This window comes from Paenibacillus lentus (assembly GCF_003931855.1).
Lineage (GTDB): Bacteria > Bacillota > Bacilli > Paenibacillales > Paenibacillaceae > Fontibacillus > Fontibacillus lentus.
This window is the reverse complement of sequence record NZ_CP034248.1, coordinates 27,403-41,748: the sequence shown is the minus strand read 5'-3', so window position 1 is coordinate 41,748 and position 14,346 is coordinate 27,403. Positions and strand designations below refer to the sequence as shown.

The following is a 14,346-nucleotide window of genomic DNA, read 5'->3' as shown; positions in this document are numbered from 1 at the left end:
TGAATAGAACCGCAAGGCGCTGGCGGGGATTATGAGTGAAAGGAAGATCAATCATGGGCTTTCAAACTGAGTTCAATTCGGTATGTAAATTCAAGAAGGAGCAAGAGCTTTACGAGCTGCTGGAATATGGTCGCGGCAAAATGCTGAAGGAAGGACTGCGTGTCTATCCGACGGGACAGAAGGTGATCGCCTATTCACCGGATAACAAGGCTGTGGCCATCGTCAAAATAACGGCATGCGTATCTGAGATTAATTTTAACGGGGAAGAGGTTACGTCGGTTGAGCTTCAGCTCGTACGGAAATTGACCGAGCAGGAAGCGGCTGTGCAGACGGCGCTCGCGCATGAAATGTTCTTTGGGGATGTGGAGACCGCTTGATTGTTCGCTTCGGTTATGTAGCTATGTCGACGGTCGTTAAGAATGCATCACCATCCAAGACAATGACTTACAAGACGTTCAGCAGTCTAAGCGATCGGGAGGCAGCGATACGCCGTTTAGAATCGATTGCGGCGGACAATTTGCACAATACGCTGCGCCTCCTTCGGCATAACGTAGCGAATGATATTAAGGTATTTCGCTTTTCCTCCAAGCTGCTGCCCTTAGCAACGCATGAGGCTCTAGCAGACTGGAATCCCTATGAAGTGCTTACAGAGCAGTTTCAGGCTGTTGGCGACTTTGTAAAAAAGCATGATATGCGGGTCTCGTTTCACCCGGATCATTTCACGGTGTTAAGCACGCCGCGCCCGGAGGTTCTGCAGAATTCGATTCGCGATCTGCGGTATCATATAGCCATGCTGGATGCCATGGGACTGAACGGGCGGACGAAGAACAATATTCATGTCGGCGGCGCCTACGGAGACAAGCCGTCCGCGGCTAAGCGGTTTCGGGAGAATGTCTCCGCTCTTCCGGAAATCATCAAGCGAAGGCTCACGTTCGAGAACGATGATAAGACGTTTAATGCTCCTGAGACGCTAGAGCTGTGCGAAGCGCTGGGCATTCCGATGGTGCTTGATATTCACCACCAATGGGTGAACAATGAGGGAGAGCAGCCTGGTGACTTATGGCCGCGCATACTCCGTACGTGGCAGTCGCCGTATGCGCAGTCCGATTCCTTGAGCATCGATCCTTTACCGCCCAAAATTCACGCTTCCAGTCCCAAAAGTGCGAGCGATCCAAGAGGACATGCCGATCATGTTATCGCTGAACCACTGCTTGGTTTCCTCCGGACGATTGCGTCTGAGACGGAACGGTTGGATGTGATGCTGGAAGCGAAGCTGAAGGACGGCGCTTTATTTGCTCTTATGGAGGACTTGCGTAAATATGAGGGCGAGGGCGTGGAATTTCTGAATGAGGCAAGCGTGCGAATCATGCCTTAAAGGTTGAAAATCATGCTAAAATAAGGTAAGTTGAACAAAATAAACTGAAGCAGTTGATTTGAAACACATGCAGTTTAAGCTACACTAAAATTTAGCGTTTAGTTGGAGGTATGTTCTAATATGGGAGATTTACTCGCAGGAAAAAATATTATCGTAATGGGCGTGGCTAATGATCGAAGTATCGCGTGGGCTATCGCGCAAAGCTTGGCGAATCAGGGCGCACGCTTGGCGTTTACATATGAAAGCGAGCGGGTAGAAGGTCGGGTACGTAAACTAGCCGACACGATTCCGAATTCGCTGGTTCTTCCTTGTAACGTAACGGTTGATGAGGATATTGACAAGCTGGCTGATACCTTGAAGGGCGAATTTGGTGTATTGCATGGCGTGGTGCACAGTATCGCATTTGCGAAGGCGGAGGATTTAAGTGGAGAATTCGCGGATACATCCCGGGAAGGCTTTGCACTGGCGCATGACATTAGCGCTTACTCGCTGGTAGCCGTATCCAAACGACTAGCGCCACTAATGACAGAAGGCGGCAGCGTTATGACGATGACCTATATGGGTTCCGAGCGTGTTATGCCTAACTACAACGTCATGGGCGTTGCCAAGGCAGCCCTGGAAGCCTCCGTTCGTTATTTGGCCAATGATCTTGGGCCGAAGAACATTCGTGTTAACGCAATTTCCGCAGGGCCGATCCGTACGCTTGCGGCTAAAGGTATCAGTGACTTTAACTCGATTCTGAAGCAAGTTGAAGAGAAGGCACCCTTGCGCAGAACGACTGAAACGGCAGAAGTGGGCGACACTGCAATGTTTCTGATGAGCCATCTCTCCCGCGGTATTACAGGAGAGGTTATATTTGTAGACGGCGGTTACAATATCGTCGGTGCATAATGTCACTTATTGTTGAAGAAAGTTCGTTTCCAGTGCAGGTATCGTTTCTGCGCTGGTCACGGGCTTTTTCCATAAGGGAGGGCATATTTGGTCAAGCTGCCCGAATATAGTTCTAATTGGGATAATGCATGCAACTTTACAGTGCGCGGGACGTATAGTTTTAAAAGGCAAAGATTTACGAGATTAAGATAGAAAGTAGAGTGAAATTTAGTGGAACCAAACGACAACGTGGTGGGCAGTAAGAGTCCGACAGCTGTAGCGATCAACTCCGCATCCAAAGCGGGTGAGTGGATTAAGAGTAGGCTTGGTACGATCAAGCAATTAGATACAAAGCTATCCCCACAGGATTTGGTGACGGATGTAGATAAAGGTGCGGAGCTGATGATCCGCAAGCTGATACTTACCCATTTCCCAGATCACGATATTTTAGGGGAAGAAGGGGTACCGCCGGGTGCGGCTGCTTCAGAAGCAGCTCTAGCGAAAGCGAGCACTTCGGAGTATCTATGGATTATTGATCCGGTGGACGGTACAACGAATTTTGTCCACGGTTTTCCATTTTTCTGCGTGTCGATCGCTTTGGCTTACCGTGGTGAGGTGGTCGTAGGCGTAATTTATGATCCGATTCGGGATGAATTATTCGTAGCCGAGAAGGGAAAAGGGGCATACGTGCACGGCAACCCGACACTGGTCTCGGAGGATGCGGAATTATCAAACAGCGTACTGGCCGTAGGATTCAACCCGGATCGCGAGTTTGCACTGCCGATGAATATGAAGGGTATCAATGCGCTGGCTCTAGAGACGCGCAGTATTAGAGCAGGAGGCTCCGCAGCGCTGCATCTTGCATATGTGGCAGCAGGCCGTTTGAGCGGATATTATGAAGTAGGGCTGAACGCATGGGATGTAGCGGCGGGCGCCCTGCTTGTAAAAGAATCTGGAGGAACCGTGACAGATACGGCGGGGAATCCTTATCATCTCGGCGTTCGTCACCTTGTGGCGACCAACGGCAAAATCCACAATGAGCTGCTTCAATCTCTCGCAGCGGCGGAAGCTACGGGGATTTAACGACAAGCTTTTCTATTCTGTAATTCCTTAAAGCAGCATTTTTATGATAAAGGAGTGGACCAGGATGAGCGAAGATCGCGAGAAGTTAGAGAAGGAGCTTAGTGAAATGCTAAGCGATGTCGAGGAGAAAAGTGAGAAGGAACGGTTAGAGGAAACTCGCAAAAGCCTTCCGCATAAATATGAGATCCGAGTTCAGACAGAGCTGGATCCGATTGTAGAGGAAACACTGAAATACCGCAGCATGGCTAAAGAAATCGATGGGCGGTATGACAATTATTTGAAGAAAGCTGTACGAGACGACAAAGGCCCTGAGTAATTCGGGGCTTTCTTGCTCTAAATAACCTATATGGATATGGACTCAATGGAGCCTTATGTAGGCTGCGCATAATGAGGAGTGGAATAGTAAATTGTTTGCACGAAGATGGAGTACTCGCTGTTTAGCACCTGCTTTGCTTGCGATGGCACTGCTGCTGTGTTTTCCGATAGATTGCCTGACAGCAGCCTCTCGAACCGAGAGGGATGCTCTCGATCACGCTATCTCGATTCAGATGGAGCAGAAGGCATACCAAATTGTAGCTCTGGGTGATTCAATTAGCGCAGGCTACGAGCCGGGGATGAATGAAAGCAGTGTTCCCTATGGCTATGTTGAACGGCTTAAGGAGCAAGGGCTGTATCACGGCCGGACTAGAGTATACAATTACGGGATTCTCGGGCTCACGAGCAACGGACTTAAGAATTACGTGTCTGCTATTCAAAATGGAGTTGCTGTAAAGCCCGAAACGATCCAGCGAGGCTTGCTTGATCCGCGTATTTCCGCTTTTGCGGCAGGGATTGCTGATACTCGGGCAGCATTGGAGCACGCGGACCTGATCACCATTACAATCGGCGGCAATGATTTGTACAGTCTGCTTACTGATATTGAGAGTTACAGCGTGACAGAGATCGAGGCCAAGGGCCGGGAGCTAATGAATATCTACACGCAGAATGTTCGGGAGGTTATCGATGATTTAACGACGATAAATCCTCATGCGCAAATCATATTAATGGATCAGTACCAGCCCGTGCCAAAAATGATCATTGGCTCGGCCTATAGCTACTTACAAAGCGCGGCAGACTCATTTACGGCAGCGGTGGAGGGGCTTGCCAGCGAGTATGCTGGACAGGGCAAGCTCGTCAAAGCCGTGAATGTTGCAAAAGCGTTTAAGGGTCGGGAGATCGCGTTGACGCATATTTTTCCTGGAGGTGACATCCACCCGAATCAGTCAGGATACGAGGTAATTGCTAAGGTCGTTGCCGAAGAGGTATGGGGAAGCTATCAAGAAAATTCGGTTTTGCAGGAAGGGATGCCTGTTAAAATTGTCGTGAAAGGCGAGAAGTTGCAATCCCCCAATATTCCGGTACTTCGTCAAGGCCAGACTTTTCTGGCGCTGAGAGATATTACGGAGGCAGTTGGAGCTTCATCCTCCTGGGACAGTCTCAATAATACAGCTTCCGTAACTTATAATGGACGGAAGGTCATCATTCCGATCGGCTCTAGCAAAATTATCGCCAATGGTGAAGAAATTCCTACGAACAATCCAGCTTTTCTGAACATAATCGGGCAAGAAGCCAAAACCTACATTCCTTTAGCGCTTCTTGCTCAAGGGTTGGGCTTGGATGTGCAGTATGCAGAGAAGAGCAAGACCGTATTCATTAATTTATAGCTTCTTAGCTTTAGCAATCATAGATACTCGAAGGGCGGTTCTCGCATGGATAATCACGCGAGAACCGCCCTTTTTGTGCACGTTTTTAACGGCGACTAATTTCGCGGAAGGAGGCTTCCGCCGCTTCGAGGGTGAAATCGATATCCTCTTCCGTATGGGCTGTCGTCAGGAACCAGGCTTCGTATTTCGAAGGAGCCAGGTTAACGCCCCGATTCAGCATGGCTCGGAAGAAGGCCGCGAACAGATCGCTGTCGGTATCCTGCGCTTCTTCATAATTGGTCACCGGATGTTCGCAGAAATGCGTCGAGAATGCTCCGGCAATGCGATTGATCGTCAACGGGATGCCGTAACGGCTAGCGGAGTCCGCCAGCCCGTTCGTCAATCTGATGGCTAGACGCTCCATTTCCGGATAGACGCCATCCTCCCGCAATACTTCCAGGCAGGCGATGCCTGCGGAGATGGAGGCCGGGTTGCCGGCCATCGTCCCGGCCTGATATGCCGGTCCGAGTGGAGCCACCTGCTCCATGACTTCCTTGCTGCCGCCGTATGCGCCGATCGGCAGCCCGCCGCCGATGATTTTGCCGAGAGCGGTCAAATCCGGCTGAATCGCGGCATGGTTGGGCAGTCCGTCAAACGTCTGGGCCGATCCATAATGGAGGCGGAAGGCCGTGATGACCTCGTCATAGATGACGAGTGCGCCATACTGCCGGGCAAGTCGGCACAGATCTTCGAGGAAGCCCTCCTTTGGCATAACCATACCGAAGTTGCCGACGATCGGCTCGACCATTACCGCAGCTACATCGTCTCCCCACTTATCTAAGGCGGCTTGCAGCGCTCCAGCATCATTAAACGGCACGGTGATCACCTCATGGGCGATGCTGGTCGGAATGCCGGCGCTGTCAGGAATGCCTAGCGTGGAAGGCCCTGAACCCGCGGCAACCAGCACCAGGTCGGAATGGCCGTGGTAGCAGCCGGCAAATTTAATGATTTTATTGCGCTTCGTATAGGCGCGGGCTACGCGAATGGTCGTCATGACTGCCTCCGTGCCTGAATTGACAAAACGAACCTTGTCCATGGAAGGAATCGCGTTTTTTAACATTTTGGCTAGGGTAATCTCTAGCTCTGTAGGCGTGCCGTACAATGTGCCGTTTGCTGCCGCATCCTGAATGGCACGAGTGATGTGAGGATGAGCATGGCCAGTAATAATCGGACCGTAAGCTCCCAAGTAATCGACATAACGATTGCCGTCCACATCCCAAAAATGAGAGCCCGCGGCTTTGCTCATAAAAACAGGCGCCCCGCCCCCAACCGCCTTGAACGAGCGGGAGGGGCTGTTGACGCCGCCAACGATATGCTTGAGCGCTTCTTCGTATAAACGTTCGGATTGAATCCGGTTCATAAGGTACATCATCCTTTCGATAGGTGTTTAACGACGAAATGATTAATTCCGGAGTGCATCCGAGGCAGGGGGAGATCCGGAACTGGAGCCCGTGCTCGTGCTCATTCCAGAGCCTCCGCTTGTACCCGCTCCAGCACTCGTCTTCTTGCTTGTATCTTCAGCTTCCGCAGGAATGGTGTTACTGTCGGCTCCCTCGTCCTGCTCTTCCGGCGCGCTGAACACATCCTGTACAAACTGCTTTAATTCCTCATCGCTTCGAACGCCTATCACTTCGGAGCCGCCTACATTCTTCTCCACGACCAGCTTCATCGGAGGAATTTGCTCACTGCCTACCATTCTGCTATCATAAGCGACGGTAGCCAGCTTCCACATGTCGTTGATCGTTAAATTCGTATCAATGTAAGGATTTACTTTCTCCAAAATGGATGGGAGCTTCATGATCGAGGTCGTTGAAATCATTTTTTCGGCAACGGCTTTAAGGAAATTACGCTGGCGCTCAGTTCGCGTATAGTCGGACAGAGCGTCATGTCGGAAACGAACATATTGCAGGGCAGAATTGCCGTCCAGATGCTGCTGTCCTTTTTTCAAATTAATATCGTATTCATGGTTATCTGCCTTACTGGTGTAGCGCATATCCTTCTCCACGTAGAAGTCAACGCCACCGATGGCATCCACGAGCTCGATGAAGCCTTGGAAATCCGTGTAGACGTAATATTGAATTGGGATGCCTAGCAGCTCTGAGACCGTCTCCATCGCCTTATTAGGTCCGTAGGTAATGGCCGCATTGATCCGATCCGAGCCGTGGCCCGGTATTTTAATATAAGTATCGCGCATAATAGAGAATAAATAGGCCTTCTTTTCTACGGGATCGACCGAGGCGACCATCATCGTATCGGATCTAGGGATCTCCCCTTTCTTAACTCCGCGGGCGTCCACGCCCATCAGCAAAATATTGACCCGCTCAGTGCCCTCCCATTTTGGAGGCTCGGCTTCCTTCTTGGTCTCGACCGGCTGAACATTGTAGAAGGGGGAATCATCGCCTTTCTTCTGAAATTTATCGATTTGATTATAAATGGCGATAAAATAATAGGCCGCAACAGCGGCAATGACGACCAGAACTCCGGTAATAGACCAGATGATCGCCCGTTTCGTGCGTTTCGTCATAATGTTCGTTCCTTTCGGTGGATAACGATGATAAACGTTATATTGGATGTTTCACATACCCATACATTATAATTTCTTTTGTAGGTACAATCAATTTTCGGATTTGTGAATGCAGAGAGGAGACTTAACACATGAATGATGTTCAAGTGCAGGTAGGTCAGCTTGTTCCTGATTTTCGACTTCCAGCGAGTGGTGGAGAAGAGATCTCATTAAGTCAGTATCGCGGCCGCAAGGTCATTATATATTTCTATCCGAGAGATTTGACACCAGCTTGCACCAAGCAGGCCTGCGAATTTCGGGATCAGAGCGAGGTGTTGATGGAGCAGGGAGCCATCGTGCTCGGCATCAGCGGAGACTCCGTGGAATCGCATGATAAATTCAAAGCGAAGCATGGGTTGTCTTTTCCGCTGCTTGCCGATGAGGATCACCACGTCAGTCGTATGTTCGGCGTATGGCAGCTTAAGAAAATGTATGGTCGTGAGTACGAAGGAATCGTACGATCGACCTTCCTGATCGACGAGGAAGGCAGGCTGCTGCAGGAGTGGCGAGGCGTAAGAGTGGCTGGACATGTCCAGAAGGTGTTGGAGGCTTTGCAAGAGCATACAAGCTTGAAATAAGGATATGCGCCGCATAGTCTTTTTTCCATCATATGTTCATATAATCTACCAGAAACTTAATCCATTGATATAATCGGCGGGGGTAGATTTGATATGAATAAAAAAAGGCTGGCCGGATTTCTGTTGCTTCGCTGGGTTACTGTTATAATGGCTATCATTCTTATCGTTACTGTGATTACGCAATCCGATATCCGGAGTGTCGTGACTGTGACTGCCGCCCAGTCCTTTGAGGGTGCGGCGGCTGTCACTAAGGCTCCAAATGCTGCGTCCTTATCGTCCGCACTTCTAAGCTCTTCCACGAAAATATCCTCTTCAGCCACAGATCAAGCCGCTTCGCCAGCAGCGGATAAATTAGTCTACCTTACCTTTGATGACGGTCCGAGCAAATGGACAGACCACGTATTGGATATATTGAACAAAGCTGATGTGCCTGCCACATTCTTTTTGCTTGGAGAGCAGGCGAAGCGATTCCCCGAGATCGTCAACCGGATCGACGAGGCCGGACATTCTATCGGCAACCATACATACAACCATAAATATGACGAGCTGTACAGCAGCTTTGGTGTCTTCTGGTCACAGATCAAGGAGACGGAGGAAGTGCTCCGAAATATTACGGGAATACGCACTCCGCTTGTCAGGGCTCCAGGCGGAACATATGGCCATTTCGATGCGAGCTATTTCAAGCTGCTGGAGCAAGGCGGCTATAAAGTATTCGATTGGAATTTGGACAGCGGTGATTCTAAACGTAAAGGGGTGCCGGCTTCTGAAATTGTGAAGAACGTGATCTCTGCCAAGCAGGGGAATTCCATGAATGTATTGATGCATGACGGCGCCGGTCACGAGGAGACCGTTAAAGCTCTGCCTAAAATTATTGAATTCTATAAATCACTGGGATATGAATTTCGTGCAATTACTCCCGAGGACACTCCTGTTCAATTTGCTGTAGCTCCCAAGATGAAGAATAGTAATCGCCCTCTCCCCTCCAACACATGGATTCAGGCCTATGTTGTCCCCAATGCTGCGCTGTTTGAATCCGGTGCACCGCTTTATGTCGAAGCTGGAGGAGTAGAGACAAGGCTTGCGGCGGGGGAATATGAGTTGAAGATGGGACAATATCAGGTTCCGCTGCGGACGGTCATGGAGCGTCTGGGAGCGGAGGTACGCTGGAATGATAAGGAACAGACAGCGGTTATCACATGGAGAGATGCAAAAATTACAATCTATTCGGCAAGTAAAATATTGATCGTGGAAGCGCTGGGAGAAGACCCGGTAGAATATGCTGTTGATATAGATAGAAAGAGCGGATTGATATGGCTGCCGCTGCGGACGCTGCTTGAGGTGGCGGGACATGACATCGTGTCGGTAACCTACAGTTCAGAAGAACGGAGGGTGCGAGCATCATGACCGATTTCTGTCTTGATACCAAGCCGTGTCATACCCGGATTACGATAGTATCTCTCGCATATGTCTATTTTCGGTAGATTCTGGCCACAATGTTGGTAGAAAAGCGACCGGAAAATGGAGGTATCACATTATGATAGACCATTATTCAGCAGACTTGCTCGGGAAGCTGGTAAACCGGGTAGATAGCATAATTGTAGGAAAAAGAAAGGAAATCGAGCTTGCTGTCGTCTGCATGCTGTACGGTGGGCATATTTTGCTTGAGGATGTACCCGGGGTAGGTAAAACGTTGCTGGTACGCACGCTAGCAGCCTGTCTCGGCGGATCGTTCGGCCGTATTCAGTTTACATCAGATTTGATGCCGTCCGACGTAACTGGTGTGTCGGTATATCATCCCCAGACAGGACAATTCGAGTTCCGTTCCGGGCCGATTATGGCTCATGTTGTACTTGCGGACGAAATTAATCGCGCGGCTCCGCGAACCCAATCCGCCTTGCTGGAGGCGATGGAGGAGCGCAAAGTGACGGTGGACGGTATAACTCGTCCGTTGCCTAAGCCTTTTTTGCTGCTGGCCACGCAGAATCCGTTGGATTATGAAGGAACCTACAGATTACCGGAAGCTCAGCTTGATCGATTTTTGATGCGTATTGCTCTTGGTTATCCGGAGCCTGAACAAGAAGTGGAAATGCTTGGGCGTATGCAGGAGAATCTGTCTGTTGAGGATATGCGTCCCGTGCTTTTGCTTGAAGAAATGGCGAAGATGCAGCGACAAGTCAGAAAGGTGCTCGTTGATGAACGGATTAAACAATATTTAGTAGCCATTGCCGATGCATCCCGACATCATCCCCAGCTTGCGCTTGGAATCAGCCCCCGCGGAACTTTGGCCTGGATGGGGGCGTCTCAAGCTATGGCCTATTACAAAGGGCGCTCGTACGTTATTCCTGATGATGTTAAGGCGGTAAGCGCGGCGGTTTTGGCTCATCGGCTAATGCTGAAGCCTGAGGCGAAATTTGCAGGATTGAACGGGGAAAGTGTGGTCGAAGAGCTGTTGTCGAAGGGGACGGTACCCGTGTTTTTCCAGCAGCGGGGAGCATCGTCATGATGAATAGAGGTATTCAATGCTGGATTGCAGCCGTGCCGATCATTGGCTTTCTCGGTGCTGTGTATGTCTGGAAAGGGGGAAAAGCTTCATTATTCCTCTTCCTACTGGCGCTGTCCATTGCAATTATAGGCGTCATGATACAGCTTTGCGGGCCAAAGAGAGTCGTTGTGCAACGTACCTGGTCGCCGCTCTCCCCTTTTGATGGGGGGGATGTTGAAGTTACGGTTCATGTGCGGCTGATTGGTGGGTTTCCTCCGCTCTGGATTCAGGTGGAGGATCGTTTGATGGGTGAAGAGGAGGAAAGCGGCAAGCTGCTGTTCACTGGATTCAGACGCAGCTATAGCGGCACATACCGTCTAAGTGAAGTATCAAGGGGAGTTTACAGGGAAGGAATGACAAGGATCGCTTGGGGGGATATTTTTGGATGGTTTAAGCGCTGTGTATTTATTCAGAGCCATGATAAGCTTCTCGTTCAACCACTGCCTCTCCGCATATCTACCCTCGGTGGGTTCAAGGGGAGGGATGAGGAGGACAGTGGCGAACTCTCGATGGAAACAGCGGGGAATGTGCCAATTTGGGGTAGCCGCTTAAGAGCTTACGCACATGGGGATCCGTTCAAAATGATCCATTGGAAAAGCTCGGCTCGCCGTGGTGAGTTAATATCGCGTGCACCGGAGGAAATATACGAGCCACCCTCGTGTCTGCTTCTTGATATGGATGAGAGGTCTTACTTGAATAAACCGCAACGGGCCTGGGAACTATTTGAAATTTCCGTCTCTGCGGCGGCGACCTGGCTGTATCGTGAGAGCATTGAAGCGGAAACGTTTAATTTCCGACTATGGCCGGGGGACTATACCTTGCAGTTAAGCGGCCGAGAAGGGCTGTACAAGGGGCTTGAGTTATTGGCTCAAACTCAGCTTGAGGCAGAATCTATCTTGCCTTCATCTCATACTGGGGAGCTATGGAATAGCCGGACTGTCCAGGGTCAGCGAGTCACGGTGATTACCGGTTACGTGACTTCACCGCTCGTCGCCAAGCTGCTGCAAATGGCCGAAGCCGGAGCTGTGCTGGAGTTGTGGTGTGCTGTTGATGCAGTTACGGATACAACTTCGGATACAACTTTGGATAGAACTACTGACACAACTGCTGGTAGAACTGTAACGACGGTGGGCTCGAACCAGACCTCCAATCATTTAATAGCAGAGCTGAGGGCACATGGAATTCATGTCGTCCCGCTACCGGATTACGCCTTCTCGGAGATGAATCCGGAGATCGGGGGTAGAGAGCATGTCATCGCCTAGCCTGGAACACCCATCCGTTAATACTTCGGTTCGTCTTGCTAGAGGCGAGGCTGCCGGGTTGTGGATACACAGAAGTCTAGTATCATTGCTCTTGTTTGCCCTTTTCGGGGAATGCTTGTATCCTCTCTACTCTATTGTCATCGAATACGAGAGGACGGTTATTGATGTTTTCTTATGTTTGACAGGTGCACTGTTGCTGGTAGGAAGTCTGCGGCTTGGGTCCTGGCTGCAAGCTGCGCTCCAATTGATGTTAATCGGGGTGACTTTCTTTTATTTGTTTGGTTTGAACGAAGGCATATCTTGGTTTCAAGGATATGGAGAAATTGCCGTTCAGGATATCGTGACGATATTTCAAACGGGGAGGCTTAGTGAGGCAAGCCCGGAATCAAGAATGCTGCTATTGCTTATCGGGTGGGCGCTGCTAGTCGTTTCCGTTCAAATGCTGGCGGTAGGACGCCAAACGATTCTTCTTTTTCTGTCTGTCACGATTATATATTTGCTGATCATTGAGATGATATTTGATGCGCCGATATTTTACAATCTGGTACGCGCGGCAGGTATCGGCCTTTGGATACAGTGCTACACGTTTGCCCTGCAGCTTGGGGAGAAGGGTTATGTTAAGGCGAAGGATTCAAATCCGGTTGGAAAAAGACAAGGTGGACGAGCATACACTACCGCTGCTCTACTCACGGTCATGGGGATTGTCATCTTGGCTGTCGCACTATGCATTGTGCTGCCTATTCAGCCGAATCAGCAGCAGCCTTGGCAAGCCTTGGTAAAGAGTTTGCAAAGCTGGTCTGAAGGGGCGAGCTCAGTCGGAGCGAGCAGGACTGCCTCCTCCAGCGTATCCGGATACGGGCGAGACGATGGCGAACTGGGTGCGCCATTGGAGCTGCGCTGGGATACATATTTTACAGCGGAATCGCCTATGCCTCTCTATTGGCGCGGTGAGAGCAAGAGCCTGTACACCGGACGAGGCTGGCTGAATCCCGCAAAAGAGGGTAATACTCAGGAACGCCATGAGAATGAAGCAACGCTGCTTCCTCAGGATGATGAAGTCGTGAATGGGATGAAGATAAGACAAACGATTACGTTTCAACGGCCAATCTTTGGGAAGCTGCCACTATTCAGTGGGGGGATCCCGTTACAAGTTGACCGCGTTTTCACCCGCAACGCCCAAAGCATCCCCTTCGAGGCTAGTATAAACCAGAGCACGGGTGCTATATATTTAGAGCAGGCAAGACAGTTAGGGCGATTTGAGCAGGAACAAGCCACTGGGGTTCAAGGCTATGAGTTAACGATTAGTCAGCTGCCGACGGCTGGTGGGCATTTGCGGCATCTGCAAGGCGATGATCCGGCATCTATCATGAAGGAGTATACCCAGCTTCCGGAGAGATTGCCTGACCGTGTTCGAGATCTGGGCAAATTGCTTGTTCAAGACACGGATAATCGTTACGATGCAACGATGGCCGTCGCTAATTATTTGAAGCAGCAATATTCCTACAATCTAAGTTCAGCAATTCCGCCGACAAATGAGGATTTTGTTGATCGCTTTCTGTTTGTTGACCGCCAGGGTTATTGTGACCATTTCTCCACGGCCATGGTTGTATTACTGCGCAGCAGCGAGATTCCCGCGCGTTGGGTCAAAGGATTTGCACCAGGGGAACGGAATAAGGAAGAACCTAATTCATACACGGTCAGATATGCGGATGCCCACGCCTGGGTAGAGGTTTATTTTCCGGGACATGGCTGGGTTTCCTTCGATCCAACACCAGGCTATGAGTCTGTCGTATCGGCAGCAAACGGGGCAGGAGGTCTATGGTTTCTTCGTTCGTGGCTCTTGGAAGCTGGGCAAAGATTAGAGGGGCTCCCCACGGCGATTAAAATTATTACAGATCAGGGCGTGCTCATTTTAAGGGGATTTGTGGCTAAAGCGCCGGTCTTATGGACCGCGGCATTACTTGCAGTCTGGCCCGCGGTTTGGATCGTAACTTGGGTTGCTGGGAATGTCTATATATGGCGAAACTTATTTCTATTGTGGTGGATTACGGCTCAGCCTCGAAGCAGTTTCCCTGATCAGAGGCTGCTCCTGCATGCTGCAGACCGGGTTTGGCAGCAGCTGTATCGGGTTTATGGATATAAACCGGAGGGAATGACTGCTAGAGAATATTTAGATTCACTTGCTGCAGAAGGAATAGAGAATTTCAGTAAATTGGAGGAGTTTGTTCGTTATTGGGAAACCTTATATTACGGGGGATTAAGACCGGACCGGATGAACAGCCGAAATTTTCTGGAGTTATGTCGAAATTTAACTCTACGCCGTGGATAAGA

Annotated in this window: 13 protein-coding genes; 11 read left to right on the top strand and 2 right to left on the bottom strand. The window is 50.1% G+C overall.

Features of this window, described 5'->3' with window-relative positions:
• The first annotated feature begins 53 nt into the window (after positions 1 to 53).
• From EIM92_RS00255 to EIM92_RS00230, 6 genes are all read left to right on the top strand, one after another.
• The gene (locus EIM92_RS00255) at positions 54 to 377 is read left to right on the top strand and encodes a hypothetical protein (RefSeq protein WP_125080956.1); all 324 of its coding nucleotides are present in this window, start codon (positions 54 to 56) and stop codon (positions 375 to 377) included.
• Positions 374 to 1,375, top strand: coding sequence for a UV DNA damage repair endonuclease UvsE (gene uvsE, locus EIM92_RS00250; protein WP_125080955.1), 1,002 nt, complete (start codon positions 374 to 376; stop codon positions 1,373 to 1,375). The genes EIM92_RS00255 and uvsE overlap by 4 nt, the downstream gene beginning before the upstream one ends.
• Before the next feature lie 120 nt (positions 1,376 to 1,495).
• Positions 1,496 to 2,266, top strand: a complete 771-nt coding sequence (gene fabI, locus EIM92_RS00245) for an enoyl-ACP reductase FabI (protein WP_125080954.1) — start codon at positions 1,496 to 1,498, stop codon at positions 2,264 to 2,266.
• Positions 2,267 to 2,476: 210 nt separating this feature from the next.
• Positions 2,477 to 3,328 (top strand): inositol monophosphatase family protein, encoded by an 852-nt coding sequence (locus EIM92_RS00240; RefSeq protein WP_125080953.1) that lies wholly within the window; start codon positions 2,477 to 2,479, stop codon positions 3,326 to 3,328.
• A 64-nt stretch (positions 3,329 to 3,392) separates the two neighbouring features.
• Positions 3,393 to 3,644, top strand: a complete 252-nt coding sequence (locus tag EIM92_RS00235; RefSeq protein ID WP_125080952.1) for a hypothetical protein — start codon at positions 3,393 to 3,395, stop codon at positions 3,642 to 3,644.
• Positions 3,645 to 3,735: 91 nt separating this feature from the next.
• A complete protein-coding gene (locus tag EIM92_RS00230) occupies positions 3,736 to 5,031 on the top strand; it encodes a stalk domain-containing protein (RefSeq protein WP_246021150.1) in 1,296 nt (431 codons plus the stop codon).
• Positions 5,032 to 5,116: 85 nt separating this feature from the next.
• Here EIM92_RS00230 and EIM92_RS00225 read toward each other — a convergent pair whose 3' ends face one another.
• Together EIM92_RS00225 and EIM92_RS00220 are read right to left on the bottom strand one after the other, a co-directional pair.
• The gene (locus EIM92_RS00225) at positions 5,117 to 6,430 is read right to left on the bottom strand and encodes a glutamate-1-semialdehyde 2,1-aminomutase (protein ID WP_125080950.1); all 1,314 of its coding nucleotides are present in this window, start codon (positions 6,428 to 6,430) and stop codon (positions 5,117 to 5,119) included.
• 42 nt (positions 6,431 to 6,472) lie between these two features.
• Positions 6,473 to 7,594, bottom strand: a complete 1,122-nt coding sequence (locus tag EIM92_RS00220; protein ID WP_125080949.1) for an LCP family protein — start codon at positions 7,592 to 7,594, stop codon at positions 6,473 to 6,475.
• A 131-nt stretch (positions 7,595 to 7,725) separates the two neighbouring features.
• On the opposite strand from EIM92_RS00220, the gene bcp reads away from it, so the two are divergent.
• The 5 genes from bcp to EIM92_RS00195 all read left to right on the top strand — a co-directional run bounded on the left by bcp (position 7,726) and on the right by EIM92_RS00195 (position 14,344).
• Positions 7,726 to 8,211: a thioredoxin-dependent thiol peroxidase gene (gene bcp, locus EIM92_RS00215; RefSeq protein ID WP_125080948.1), complete on the top strand. Its 486-nt coding sequence runs from the start codon at positions 7,726 to 7,728 to the stop codon at positions 8,209 to 8,211.
• 93 nt (positions 8,212 to 8,304) lie between these two features.
• Positions 8,305 to 9,615, top strand: a complete 1,311-nt coding sequence (locus EIM92_RS00210) for a polysaccharide deacetylase family protein (protein WP_246021149.1) — start codon at positions 8,305 to 8,307, stop codon at positions 9,613 to 9,615.
• A 130-nt stretch (positions 9,616 to 9,745) separates the two neighbouring features.
• Positions 9,746 to 10,714, top strand: coding sequence for an AAA family ATPase (locus EIM92_RS00205; protein ID WP_125080947.1), 969 nt, complete (start codon positions 9,746 to 9,748; stop codon positions 10,712 to 10,714).
• Complete coding sequence (locus EIM92_RS00200; protein WP_125080946.1) at positions 10,711 to 12,015, top strand: DUF58 domain-containing protein; 1,305 nt, start codon at positions 10,711 to 10,713, stop codon at positions 12,013 to 12,015. Before EIM92_RS00205 ends, EIM92_RS00200 begins: the two co-directional genes overlap by 4 nt.
• Positions 12,002 to 14,344 carry a transglutaminase-like domain-containing protein gene (locus EIM92_RS00195; protein WP_125080945.1) on the top strand — a complete coding sequence of 781 codons (2,343 nt, stop codon included), beginning with the start codon at positions 12,002 to 12,004 and terminating at the stop codon, positions 14,342 to 14,344. Before EIM92_RS00200 ends, EIM92_RS00195 begins: the two co-directional genes overlap by 14 nt.
• Positions 14,345 to 14,346 lie beyond the last annotated feature (2 nt).

What these genes read in the sequence shown, in the direction of transcription:
- EIM92_RS00255 (WP_125080956.1), top strand. Translation starts at nt 54, where the DNA reads ATGGGCTTTCAAACTGAGTTCAATTCGGTATGTAAATTCAAGAAGGAG.
- fabI (WP_125080954.1), top strand. Translation starts at nt 1,496, where the DNA reads ATGGGAGATTTACTCGCAGGAAAAAATATTATCGTAATGGGCGTGGCT.
- EIM92_RS00235 (WP_125080952.1), top strand. Translation starts at nt 3,393, where the DNA reads ATGAGCGAAGATCGCGAGAAGTTAGAGAAGGAGCTTAGTGAAATGCTA.
- EIM92_RS00225 (WP_125080950.1), bottom strand. Translation starts at nt 6,430, where the DNA reads ATGAACCGGATTCAATCCGAACGTTTATACGAAGAAGCGCTCAAGCAT.
- EIM92_RS00220 (WP_125080949.1), bottom strand. Translation starts at nt 7,594, where the DNA reads ATGACGAAACGCACGAAACGGGCGATCATCTGGTCTATTACCGGAGTT.
- bcp (WP_125080948.1), top strand. Translation starts at nt 7,726, where the DNA reads ATGAATGATGTTCAAGTGCAGGTAGGTCAGCTTGTTCCTGATTTTCGA.
- EIM92_RS00210 (WP_246021149.1), top strand. Translation starts at nt 8,305, where the DNA reads ATGAATAAAAAAAGGCTGGCCGGATTTCTGTTGCTTCGCTGGGTTACT.
- EIM92_RS00205 (WP_125080947.1), top strand. Translation starts at nt 9,746, where the DNA reads ATGATAGACCATTATTCAGCAGACTTGCTCGGGAAGCTGGTAAACCGG.
- EIM92_RS00200 (WP_125080946.1), top strand. Translation starts at nt 10,711, where the DNA reads ATGATGAATAGAGGTATTCAATGCTGGATTGCAGCCGTGCCGATCATT.
- EIM92_RS00195 (WP_125080945.1), top strand. Translation starts at nt 12,002, where the DNA reads ATGTCATCGCCTAGCCTGGAACACCCATCCGTTAATACTTCGGTTCGT.